Origin of the sequence: Methanobrevibacter sp., assembly GCF_045577275.1 — an archaeon.
Lineage (GTDB): Archaea > Methanobacteriota > Methanobacteria > Methanobacteriales > Methanobacteriaceae > Methanobrevibacter.
Map to the genome: position 1 here is coordinate 25,790 of NZ_JAZNIB010000163.1, position 14,497 is coordinate 40,286.

Annotated in this window: 3 protein-coding genes; all 3 read right to left on the reverse strand. The window is 34.3% G+C overall.

Translation table 11 applies throughout. From position 1 onward, the window contains the following. Positions 1-32: 32 nt before the first annotated feature. On the reverse strand, positions 33-2,912 hold the full coding sequence (locus ACKI67_RS04945) for an Ig-like domain-containing protein (protein ID WP_407462302.1): 2,880 nt from the start codon (positions 2,910-2,912) through the stop codon (positions 33-35). A 124-nt stretch (positions 2,913-3,036) separates the two neighbouring features. Next, entirely contained in the window at positions 3,037-12,954 is a 9,918-nt protein-coding gene (locus ACKI67_RS04950; protein WP_407462303.1) for a right-handed parallel beta-helix repeat-containing protein, read from the reverse strand. A gap of 327 nt (positions 12,955-13,281) precedes the next feature. Next, positions 13,282-14,497: thermosome subunit beta (thsB, locus tag ACKI67_RS04955; protein ID WP_407462304.1), on the reverse strand; the 1,216-nt coding region annotated here is incomplete at its 5' end.

The window sequence follows — 14,497 nt, forward strand, 5'->3', positions numbered from 1 at the left end:
CATATTTTTTTATATCTTTCATATCTCTCCAATTATTTCGCAACTTTTACTTTCCTTTTGAGAACTTTTTTACCATAACTTACTTGATATGTTATCTTTTTGCCTGCTTTTAGTTTTTTAAGCACACTTTTCTTAATGACTATCTTTGCAACTCCTTTTTTATTGGTTTTAGCCTTATAAACATTCTTATTGAATTTAAATGTGAGTTTCTTGCCCTTTGCGATTTTGCCATTGATTTTCAAACTAGCTGTGATTGTTAACTTTTTAAGAGACTTTTTGACTTTTACCTTTTTAAGGCCTAATTTATAAACATTCTTTTTGACTTTAAATTTAACAGATTTTTTACTGGACTTGTACACTTTGTTAGCTGAAAATGTCACTGTTGCAGTATAGGTCCCTACAGCAAGCCCTGAAACACTTAATGTTCCTTTTCCATTAACCACCTTGACAGTATAAGTTTTATTTTTGATTTTAACCTTTACCTTGCCTGTGAAAGACTTGACAGTAGTGATTGTAACTTTCACTTTTTTGCCCTTATAAACACTTGGAACCTTAATTGTCAATTTCGGATCTTTTAAATCAGGGACAATGTTGATTAGTATTGGAACCTCTACCATAAATGCACCATATTTGGCATCACCATCATAATAGACCTTTACATCATAAACGCCATTTGTCAAATTAGGAACAATTATAGTCGCTTGACCATTCTTCAAATCAACACGGTAGATTTCTCCTTCAACAACAGCATATAAACTACCGGTTGCATCACTTGGCAGATTAACTACAAATTGTGGAATTTTAGTCACTGCAGGAATTGCAACATCTATTGTTACCTTCTTCTTTGGAGCATTGACTATTCGGTTAAATTCATAAGTTTCACCATCATCACCAATATAAACGAATTTGACAGTGTTATTCCCATAACTTAAACCGGATACTGTTATGTTATTTTCCCCACTATGAACTGGAATTGTTGAAATTGCTTCATCATTGACATAGACTGTAATATTTCCACTTGTTCCTTCAGGCAAGTCCAATGTTATTTCAGTCCCCCCACTTTCTGAAAACTCTGTAGGAGCACTGAATACAGGCTCAACCCATAATTCGTATTCAGATGGAACATACTTTCCAATATTCAAATCATAATAGGCGAAAGGAACAATGCTGGAATCCCCTTCATAGCTTATTGTGAAAATGTTTTTGCCTACATTTAACTTATCTCCAAAAATTATAACAATGGTTTTTCCGAAATAATCCAATTCGTTGGTTGTCAGATTTTCACCATTGAGAGTGACAGTGACATTGCCTTTCATACCAATCAGATTGATGGAAAGAGCAGCCATTTGACCAATTGATACATTATTGTAGACAACATTTGGAATAATTTCAATAGTGGTTTCATTGACGAAACTATATTCTTCACCGTCAAACTCCACTAAAATCTTATGTGTGCCGATTGTCCAAGGATAATCATCAAAGGCATAATCTGCTTGGCCATTTACAAGGTCTATGCTTTCTACAAAATGCCAATCGTATTCCTCATCATCCCAAATGGAAATATTCAATTTTCCTTGGGCGTCACTTGGCAATCTCAATCTGATTCCATCATTACTTCCAGAAGGCACAGTGCTTGGAATATACCAAGGATTTACTTGTAAAAATAATGAATATGACTTTTCGCCATAATACGGATCATCATAAATGAAATTTAAGATATTTTCGCCTAATTCAAAATCTGATAATGTCAAGCTGGCAAGGCCATTTATTGGGAAAATCTCATAAGCCTTTCCATTGACTTTTATTTCACTGTTCTTTGCATCATCAGGCAATAGAATTGAGAAAGTGACATTATCGCCATAAATGAATGGATAACTGTCAATATAGAATGGAAGGTCATAATAGGATTCATCAAGATTTGGATAAACCTCTAAAAGATAGGTCACATCAATTGTATCATAAATGGTTACATTATCCCAATTGCCATCGTAATAGGAAACGCTATATGTGTGTGTGCCTATAGAGAGATTATCCAAAAATATTGGAATATAATATCTGAACTCATCAGTCTCATTAATATATCTTAGATTATAGACTGAATCATTCAATACCTCTTTTCCATCAACCCAGACACGAAGATTTCCCTTAGTTCCTTCAACAAAAATGAGAATGTAACTGCTATCGAAATCCCCAATGACTATCTCAGGAGGAGCTTCAACCCTAACATGACGTGAATCTTCAACAAAATTCACATATCCTTCATCAAAGTCAGTTAAGGATGTCAATCCTCTTTTATATTCAACCAAAACATAATATATATCTGGAACATAAGGTACATCAATATCATCTGGCCTTATGTAGTAATAAGAGTAATCATCATCATTACCATCAATTTCCTTATAGAGTTCCTGAACGGAACTGCTGAAAATTTCTATGGCATCACCATCATTCTTTCCAATTGAAAGATGTGCAGTGCCTTCTGATTGGGTTGGCGCATGTATTATGGCCACATAATCAGAGCCATTATAAATATTTACTGAATGAGGATTGTCTGAAAAGAGATCATATGAATTAAGCTCAACATATGTTCCGCTGACATAATCGTCATCTGCAATAATGTCATCGCTATCAACAGACTCAGACAAATCAACAGAATCATCTGTAGACACGGCATCCTCATCAGCAACAGATGCAGACAAATCAACAGAATCATCCACAGACTCCAAAATGCCATCAGCATCACCAGAAGCAACATCCACATCCTCAACAGATGCAGACAAATCAACAGAATCATCTGCAGATGCCAAGATATCCGCATCATTAGAAGTGACATCAACATCACCTGCACTGACAACGCCCAATGTTAAAATGATCAATATTATGTTAAACAGCATCAAATATCTTCTTTTCATAGTTATCCCCTAAATTAGATTCTTAATCTTTTAAATAATTACAATAACCCTCATTTAACCTTAACTTTTGTATTTAAACTGTAATCCTCATTTAACCTTAACTTTTGTATTTAAACTGTAATCCTCATTTAACCTTAACTTTTGTATTTAAACTGGTTTTGTAGTAGGAAATTTTTACTTTATATGTTTTTCCTTTTTTAAGCTTTTTAATATCTTTTTGCTTAATAGTGACTTTTGCAACACCTTTTTTATTGGTCTTTGCCTTGTAATTTTTACCATTTAATTTGAAAGTTATTTTTTTGCCTTTTAGTTTCTTTTTAAGTTTAGCTGTCAACACTAGCTTTTTAGCTGTTCTTTTGACAGTGAATAGCTTTTTGGAACTTAAGATCTTCTTGATCTTAACTGTATTCTTAATGGTTTGTCCCTTATAGCTTGCTGTAATTGTATATTTACCAGGCTTTACAGTTTTTGGAATGGTCAAACGTGCAATACCGTTCTTATTGGTCTTGATTTTGTAAGTCTTCTTATTGATTTTGACTTTGATTACCTGATTTGCTCCAACCAACTTTCCATTATTTCCATAAACCTTAAAAGAATACTTGCTTCCATCAAAATAATACATGTTGATATTCTTGTTTCCTTTGAATCTTGAAACAATAGTGATTTTCTTAGTAATCTTGCCATATAATGAACTGGCAGTGATATTGTAGACTCCAATTTTCAAGCCAAGACTGACATTAGCATAACCATTAGCATCACTATATGATTTAAATGTTTTTCCATTAATGGAAAACAACACTTCCTTATTTGAAACAGCATTTCCATCTTCATCTATTAATCTTGCTTGATACTTAATTGTTTTTGCCCATCCATAAGTAGCAGCATATATCTTCATACTTACTTTTTTAACATGAACATCAAGATTAACTGTTTTGCCATTATAAGATTCATCCCCACTATAAATAACTGAAAGAATATAATCTCCAGGTTTTAAATTAGGAATATTGGATTTGGCATAGCCATCGATAATCATTGAACTGTATAAAGTACCATTTATTATGAAACTGACATTTCCTGTTGCATTTTGCGGAAGCCTTAGAGAAACAACAAGGTCATCACCATAGATCGGACTGTTTGCCCCAACAGCAATATCATAATCATCATTCGGCAAGACACTGAAGACATCATTTTCAATGATAGAATTGTAATTAGGATTATCGAAAGTGACATTTGCATAATAGTCGCCAACAGCAAACCACAATGAAACGCTTCCTTCGCCGCCAGCTACTGTTACAGTCTTCCTTGTTCCGTTAATGTCAAGGTCATATACACCATCAACGCTGGCAAGAACCCTAACGATTACATTATTTCCATAATAAACATCAATAACAGAGACTTTTACAATATTGTCAGCTTTAAGAACATTGAAAATTCTTGAATCAGAACTTGCAATATGATTTTCATCACCTATGTTAATTGCTGTAATATTATAAGTTCCTACAGGTAAAACTGGAATGAAGATGATTTTATTGTTGGTAATCTCATTAAATACAAGCACATTGTTAACAGTATCTATTACAGTTACATTGACATTTGTCATATTGTCTCCATCAAACTCAAGATTGAATCCATTGCCGTAATCCATATCTGAAATCTGAGTAATTATGCCTATAGATGAATTTGCTTTAAGAACATTGAAGATAATTGAATCAGAGTTTTCTGCATAATTATCATTTTCATTGTTAATTGCTGTAATATTATATGTTCCAGCAGGCAAAGCTGGAATGACAATAGATCCACTTGTAGTGATTACATTAAATGCAACGTTACCATCCATATCAGTTACAGTTAGATTGACAGTTGTTAAATTAACAATATTCATCTCAACATTAATTTCATTGTTGTAAACCACATCAGAAATTGGAGTGATACTGATTGATGTATTAGCTTTAACGACAGAGAATAACGCATTGCTTATAATAATGTTATAGTTAGAATCATCATTGAAGGTCACATTGGCATAATAATCACCAACAGGAAGAGACAAGACTTTTCTTCCTACACCGTCAGATACTGCAACATCATACTCGCTGCCGTTCACATCTAGAACATAAATGCCATCAACAGCAGCACTGATTAAAATAGCCACATCATTGCCATAGCTGACATTAGCCACATAAACATTAACAGGATTATCCAATTTTAAAACAGTGAATAAAGTATTAGTTATAATATTGTTATAATTAGCACTGTCATTGAATGTCACATTGGCATAATAGTCACCAGCAGGAAGGGACAATTCAAGCTTTCCAACACCTTCGGCAACAGTGACATCATATAAGCTACCGTTCACATCAAGAGCATAAACACCATCAGCAAGAGCATGAATCACAACACTAACATCAGATCCATAGCTGACATTACCTGCATAAACACTTATAGGATTATCCAATTTCAAAACACTGAACAAAGCATTTGATATGACATAATCATAATTAGGATTGTTGAAAGTCACATTTGCATAATAATCACCAACAGGAAGGGACAATTCAAGAATTCCCACACCATCAATAAGACTGATATCATACAAACTGCCATTCACATCAAGAACAAAGTCATCATCAACAGCAGAGCTTATAACAATAGACACATTGGTTCCATAAGTAACATTTGTTGCAAAAACATTTACAGTGACATTATCAATTCTCAAAACACTAAATAGAGCATTGTTTATAATATTATTATAATTATCATTATCATTGAAAGTCACATTTGCACAATAGTCCCCAGCTGGAAGAGACAATTCAATCCTTCCAACACCCTCAGTAACAGTGACATCATATAAGCTGCCGTTCACATCAAGAGCATAAACACCATCAACACCAGCACGGACCACAATACTCACATCAGATCCATAGCTGACATTACCTACATAAACATTAACAGGATTATCCAATTTCAAAACGCTGAATAAAGCAGTGATAATAACAATATTATTATAATTATCATTATCATTGAAAGTCACATCTGTATAATAGTCGCCAACAGGAAGAGACAAGACAAGACTGCCCACACCGCCAGCAACAGTGACATTATATAAGCTGCCGTTCACATCAAGAGCATAAACACCATCAACACCAGCACGAATCACAATATTCACATCACTACCATAGCTGACATCATCCGCATAAATATTTATAGGATTATTCAATTTGAAAACACTAAATTGTGCATTATTTATAATATTATTATAATTATAATTATCATTGAAAGTCACATTTGCATAATAGTCACCTGCAGGAAGAGACAAGACAAGACTGCCCACACCATCAACCACACTGACATCATACAAACTGCCATTCACATCAAGAGCATAAACACCATCAACACCAGTACTGATTAAAATGGCCACATCAGTTCCATAGCTGACATTACCTGCATAAACATTAATAAGATTATCCAATTTCAAAACATTAAATGAAGCAGGAATGATAACATTATCATAATTAGAATCAACAAAAGTCACATTGGCACAATAGCTGCCTACATCCAATGACAAGCTAGCATTGCCTCTGCCATTCACTACATCAACAGTCACATTAGTTCCATTCACACAAACAAGATAAGAACCATCAACATCAGCAGAAACAACAACAACCGCCATCTCACCATAAACAACATCCTCAACACTTACATTAACATTATTAATGGCTTTGCCAACAGTAAAGGTGGCATTAGTTACAACAGAATCATAATTAGGATGCTCGAATACTGCATTAGCATAATAACTACCAGCACCTAAAGACAAACTAGCATTGCCCTTACCATCAACCACATCAACAGTCACAATGGTTCCGTTCACATCAATAAGATAAGCGCCATCAACATCAGCGCAAACAACAATCACTGCCTTTTCGCCATAAACAAGATCCTCAACACTTACATTCACAGCATTTGCAGCTTTTCTAACAGTGAATGTGGCATTTGTAACAAGAGAATCATAATTAGAATTATTGAAAGTTGCATTAGCATAATAACCGCCAGCACCTAAAGACAAACTAGCATTGCCTACACCATCAACCACATTGACAGCCACAACAGTTCCATTCACATCAATAAGATATGCACCATCAACATCAGCAGAAACGACAACAATAGCCATCTCACCATAAACAACATCCTCAACACTTACATCAACATTATTTGTGGCCTTGCCAACAACAAAGGTGGCATTATTTATAACAGAATCATAATTTGGATGCTCGAATACTGCATTAGCATAATAACTGCCTACATCCAAAGACAAGCTAGCATTTCCTCTGCCATTCATTACATCAACAGTTACATTAGTTCCATTCACATCAACGACATAAATATAATCAAGGTCTGCAGAAACGACAATCACTGCCATTTCACCATAAATAACATCCTCAACACTTACATTCACATTATTAACAGCTTTACCAACAGTAAATGTAGCATTTGTAACAACTGAATCATAATTAGAATTATTGAAAGTTGCATTAGCATAATAAGTTCCAGCAACCAAAGACAAGCTAATATTGCCCTCACCATTCTCAACATTAACTCTAACATCAGATTCATTAATGTCAACTATATAAGCACCATCAACATCAGCCTTAACAACAATCACTGCCTTTTCACCATAAACAACATCCTCAACACTTACATTCACATTATTAATAGCCTTACCAACAGTGAAAGTGGCATTATTTAGAATTGAATCATAATTAGGATGCTCGAATGACGCATTAGCGTAATAACTGCCAGCGTCTAAAGATAAGCTAGCATTGCCCTTACCATCAACCACATTGACAGCCACATCAGTTCCATTCACACAAATAATATAATCTCCATCGACATCAGCAGAAACGACAATCACTGCCATTTCGCCATAAACAACATCATCAACTGTGACATTGACATAATTGGAAGCTTTAATGATGTTGAAAATTGTTGAATTGATGCTTTCGCTATGATAATCATCCTCTTTATTGATGATTGTAACATTATAGGTGCCGACAGGTAAAACTGGTATTGAAATGGATTTTCCTGTGGTAATTTCAGTGAATACTGTGTTGTTATTGCCATCAACGATTGTTACATTGACTGCTCCCAAGTATTCTCCATCAAAGCTAATGTCAAACTCATTATTATAGACCACATCTGGAATTGGATCAATGACTATTGAAGAGTTTGCCTTTAAGATTTTGAATAATCTTGAATCCTGACTTCCGTAATAATCTGAAGACGGTTCATTGTAAACAGTTATAATATAATATTCTTCATTTGGATTCAAATCAACAAGAACATAATCCTCATCAGTTGTTTGATTGATGTAAACTTCACTTCCATCATAATTTGTTATGATAACCCTTGCTGTGGTCTTATTAAAGATATCAAATGAGATGTTGCAATCTGAATAATAGAATTCTGTTCCGTTATCAATATTGATATTAACTGAACTATGAGAGCGGTTAACGACAAAAGTTCCGTTTAAACCACCAATATAACCATAATATTCATCATCCAAATGATAAGCCTTAAATGAATAATTTCCATAAGGCAAATCACTTATGTCATAATAGACCTTACTTTCCCCATCGCTTACCAATGTAAGGTTTCGGACAAGATTATCCTGAGAGTCATAGATTTCCAAAGTGATATTTTGACCAGGACACTGATTTCTTATAGGCCTATCATTACCGCTATTTATAATTTCACCATTCCAATAAACAACATCTTTCATTTCAAATCCGCTAGAGGAATAGATCGCATTGATATAATTGTTTCCTCCTGTGAATTTGATGGTTATGACCTCATCGATATCGCCATCTAGTGATAATGATTTGGAGCTGGCTTTATTATCCAATAAGGTAGAATTTTTCAAAATAGCTTCTATTCCCCACCAATTGATTGCTGCTCCCTCATCTGCAGAATTGAATCTGAAAGTAGAATTATCGACAATTGAGCTTTCCTGAATATCCAAATAAAGGGCTCCTCCTAATGAACTTGCAGAGTTATTGAAGAAATCGCAAGAGCTTATATTGGTGTTATTGGCCTTTACACTCATTGCCCCTCCATAGCTATTAGAGCCATTAGCAGTATTGGCAATGAATGTGCAATTGAATATGTTAAAAACATCACCATTTAGATATATGGCTCCCCCATCATATCGGGCGACATTATTCATAAAGATAGAATTTGAAATGTTTGAAACATTTGCTATTAAATTAATTGCTCCTCCAGAGTAATCCCCATGATTGTTTGTGAAATTTGAATCTTCAATAATGACTGCATTGCTTGATAATTCTATAGCGGAATTATTTATGAAACTAGATTTGCTGATTAAAATGTTTTCATTTCCAGCTGAACGGATGGAATAAGTATTGTTTATAAAACTGCAATTTTCAATTGTAACATTCTTTACCTTGTAAGTCAATCTTATGGCAATACCTGTGGTATTTATGAAATTGGAATTCATTATTGCGAAATTCTGGGAATTTACAAATATATCTTCATAATTAGAGTCTGGATTATTATTTATAAAATTACAATTATCTATTAAGCAATTTATGGAATCATCCCAAATATAAATAAGAGTTTGCTGGGAAGTTCCATTTACAAAATCCATATTTTCTAAAGTTACATTCTCTGCGTCTATTTCAAATAATCTGGATTGGTTTAATGCATCGATTGTATGGCCATTACCATTGATTGTCAAGTTATTCTTATTGATTAGGATAAAATCAATAGTATCAAGCTCTGGGGAATATGTGTAATCTCGAGTCAAGTTGATGACATCATTGTCATTTGCATTGTCTATCAAGAGTTGCAATATTGTAAAGTCACCAACTGTTTCATAACCTCCAATCCTTGTAAGATTAAACTCGAATAGAGTGGAATTTGTATAATATCCATCATCTTCATGAGAAAAGACGAATTTATATCCTCCAGAAGGTGAATCCAAGATATTGTAGGTTAAACGATTGTTTTTATCTGTCTTTTCAATGACTGTTTCAATCAGATTATCATGTATGTCATATATTTTAATGGTGATATCCACTCCAGGATTGGAAATATATTTAGGAGATGAGATATCAGTATTTGCGATTGTTCCATTCCAATAGGTTACATTTTCGAATCTTGCTTGAGACCTTGAATTGATTGCATTGATAAAATCGTTTTCTCCTGAAAAGACAATTAGAGCTTGCAGATCGTCATTTACCTCAACTTTAAACTGAGAATACTCTGCTTTATTATTTAAAAATACTGAATTAATATAAAGATCATTCATTCCATCGGATCTGATTGCCGCTCCCCGATTAGCGGAATTATCCATGAATTGAGAATTGTTTACAATAAGATTATCTGCACCGCAGAAAATTGCTCCTCCTGAACTGCTAGCAGAATTATTGAAGAAACTGCAATTGTCTATAATAAGGTCCTCAAGATAATTTGCATTAATTGCTCCACCAGAGGAGGCGCTATTATTATTGAAAATACAACCTGAAATTAAATTTGCTTTATTGTTAACTAAGAAGATTGTTCCATAATAATTATGGATATTTGTGAAATTAGAGTTTTCTATAATCACATTGTCACATTGTGAAAACTCACATGCTCCATCATTGCTAGAATCGTCAAAGCCAGAATTGTCAAAACTGCTATCAATGATATGAACAGTGCCTGTATCTACACACTTAAGAGAAGCAAAGGAATTGATAAAACTACAATTGATGAAATTGAAATTGGTCATATTCACAACACTAAATGATATCTTACCCATAAAATTGCAGTTGGAAATATTGATATTATCCAATCTAGTAATATATATCGGGAAGGATTGATCTAATGCATTGATTGTGTATCCATTACCATTGATTGTCAAATTGGAATGTTCAATTCCAATATTGTCAATGGTATCGAATCCAATGGAATAAGTGTAATTTTGTGTAAGGTTAATGATGCTGTTGTCATCTGCAAAATGGAGTATGTTTTCTAACTTGCCAAATTCTCCAACTTTTAAGTTTTGGCTTATATTGAATTCTCTAAAGTAATCGTCATCTTCATGATAAATCTTGCATAGGTACTCTCCAACATCCAAATAGGTATAGTCTAAAATAAGCTTTCCTTCCCCATTTGTCTCTCTATTGAATCTGTCAATCAAATTATCATTTGAATCATATATTTCAATGGTGAAGTTTATTCCTGGACAGCTTCCTGAAAGAGGAACTGCGATATCTGTATTAGAAGTGGTTCCATTCCAATAGACAACATTATTGAATTCAGGGTCAAACCATGAGTAAATGGCATTTATATGGGTGTTCTCTCCAGTTAATGCGAGGGTTAAAACAAGATGTTCATCAGTTATTTCGAATGTAGGCTCTGCCTTATTTGATAAGAAAGTGGAATCTTCAATGATGTTGAAATTTCCAGATATGTAAATGGTGGACCCACCAATAGCAGAATTGCCAATGAACTCTGAAGTGGAAAAATTAGAGTAACTATGACAATAAAGAGCACCGCCATAGTTTGAAGCAGTATTATTGTTGAATTTTAGATTATAGAAATCATTGTAGTCATTAGAATAAATGGCTCCTGCATCGTAAGCAGAATTGCCAGTGAAATTAATTTTATATAATGCACAGTAGTCATTACAGAAGACCGCACCAGCACTTCCCTCTGCAGAGTTGTTTAAAAATTCATCATTAAAGAATAAACAGTAGTCATTACAGAAGACCGCACCACCATTTCCCACAGCAGAATTGCTAATGAACATTGAATTTGATAATTCACAGGAATCCTTGCAATATACGGCACCACCATTTTCCTCTGCTGAATTGTTCATGAAATAAAGAGGTTCCGCGTAAAATCTGTAAGAATCATTGTTATATACCGCTCCACCATTTTTTGCATGATTTTCTATGAAATAACAATTTGAAAGCATTTGTTCATTAACCATAGCAGTGGTATTGGATATATTAATGTAGATTGCTCCACCATTTTCACCTGCAATATTGCGTTTAAATCGGATATGGCTAATATTTCCATTACTGTAAACCCAAGCAAACGCTCCTCCATTGACCAAAGCTTGGTTATTTTCAAAATAGCAATTGTCAATCAAGGTTCCGATTGCAAAGTCATAATAGATTGCCCCACCACTTGATGTAGCATTATTGCCAGTGAAATTAGAATCTGAAATGGAAGTATTTGTAGAGTAGCCTACATTTAGGGCACCGCCAGTTTTTGCACTATTCCTATTGAAGGTACAATTTGCTATAATGGTGTTTGATGTTGAATCAACTGACACCGCACCTCCATATTCTCTTGCAACATTATTTTCGAAGGTACAATCTGCAATTGTAATATTTTTGGTGTTAACGTAAATTGCAGCCCCTTCCTTTGCAGTGTTGTTTAGAAAAGTACAGTTAATGGCTGACCCTCTATAAATGGCACCACCATAAGCGCTTGCATTATTGTTTATGAAAGTACAGTTAAAAGCAATTGAATTACCGAATATTGCTCCACCATTGGTATTTTTACCATTTATAAAAATAAGATCTTTCAAGATTACGTTTAAATTATTATTTGTAATGTTAAATATTCTTGCAGCATTATTCCCATCCAATGTGTGACCGTTTCCGTTAATGGTCAGATTGCGTGAAATGCTAATGCCTTGCTTGTAATTTTTATCAGAAGTAGAATTAAAAGTGTAATCACAAGTCAAATTAATTTCATCATATTGGTTCTCATTGATGTCCTGATTTAGATTAGCAAATGTTCTAGTCTCTTGAGATAACTGATTATCCTCATCAGGAGCATTCAAGCCCTCATCAAAATCCTCAACAGGAACATCCCATTCCTGATTATTTTCCTCTATAGGAACATTCAAGCCCTCATCAAAATCCTCATTAATAGTGTCCAATTCACCATTTATATCATAGGCAAATGCTGAATTAATACTTAATATAAGTAGAATTGCAATGATGAGGATGATTCCCCATCTTTTTTTAATCATATCAATCCCCAAATTTGATATATAATATTATATATTATGTAGCATATATAAGGTTTACTATTTAATTTAAGGCAAGAAAACTTAACAATTTAATAATAAAGCAAGTTAAGTTCTCTATTTCTTCTATTGGAGACAAACATAACATGCGAAAATAAAAAATAGAAAAAAATCTTAAAAATCTTAAAAAAATAGAAAAAACCTTAAGAGAATAGAAAAAATCTTAAAAATCTTAAAAAAATAGAAAAAAATAAAAAAAGAAATAGTTGGGTTACTCCCAACTAGTGAAAATATTTTGGTCAAGGTTTTGACCGAAGGTCAAAAGCTTGGCTACATCATTGGAGGCATGCCGCCAGCCATACTTGGGTCCATTGGCATGTCGCCGCCACTGGTTCCGCTGGAAGCGATTACGTCATCGATTCTTAAAATCATTTCAGCAGCTTCGGAAGCAGATTGGATAGCTTGTTTTTTGACACGTTTAGGTTCTACAACACCTTCTTCTTTCATGTCAGTAACATCACCAGTGAATACGTTTAATCCCATGTAAGCAGATTTTTCGTGAGCAGCTCTTAAGTCTACTAAAGAGTCAATGCTGTCTAAACCAGCGTTTTCAGCTAAGGTTTTAGGAACAATTTCTAAGGATTCTGCAAATGCAGTTACTGCTAATTGTTCTCTTCCGCTAATGGATTGTGCATATTCTTTGAGTTTTTTAGCCATAGCGATTTCAGGAGCTCCTCCACCAGCTACAACTTGACCGTCTTCTACAGTAGCAGCTACTACACCGATTGCGTCATCAACAGCTCTGTCGATTTCGTCAACGATGTGTTTGGTACTTCCTCTGACGAGTAAGGTTACTGCTTTAGGTTCTTGACAGTCTTCTACGAAGATCATGTCGTCACCGGAGATTTTCTTCTCGGTTACGGAACCTGCGTGACCTAAGTCAGCTTCGGTTAAGTCATCTAAGTTGGATACAACGGTAGCGCCAGTTGCTTTAGCTAATTTGTCAATGTCAGATTTTTTAACTCTTCTTACAGCTAAGATTCCTTCTTTAGCTAAGTAGTGTTGTGCTAAGTCGTCGATACCTTTTTGTGCGAATAATACGTTTGCGCCGACATCAGCGATTTTGTTAACCATATCTCTGACCATTTGTTCTTCTTGTTCAATGAATGCTTGCATTTGAGCAGGGTCAGTGATTCTGATTTCAGCATCTACTTCAGTTTCTTTAACTTCTAAAGGAGAGTTGATTAAGACAACTTTTGCATCAGTTAATTCAGATGGCATACCTGGGTGTACTTTTTCTTTGTCGATGATTACACCTTGGATTAAGGTAGATTCTTCTACTACTGCACCGTCTTTCTTCTCGATTTTAATGTGATCAGTGTCAACTTCACCATCGTCAGCTACTTGTTGTACAGCATCTATGATTAAGTTTGCTAAAGGTTCACGAGCTTTTTCAGTTCCTTTACCAGTCATAGCAGTCATAGCTACTTTTACTAACATTTCACGGGAAATGTCTTCAATAGCAATTTCATCTAAGATTTCTTGT

Excerpts from the sequence above, each read along its gene's own strand:
- ACKI67_RS04945 (WP_407462302.1), bottom strand. The coding sequence starts at position 2,912 with ATGAAAAGAAGATATTTGATGCTGTTTAACATAATATTGATCATTTTA.
- ACKI67_RS04950 (WP_407462303.1), bottom strand. The coding sequence starts at position 12,954 with ATGATTAAAAAAAGATGGGGAATCATCCTCATCATTGCAATTCTACTT.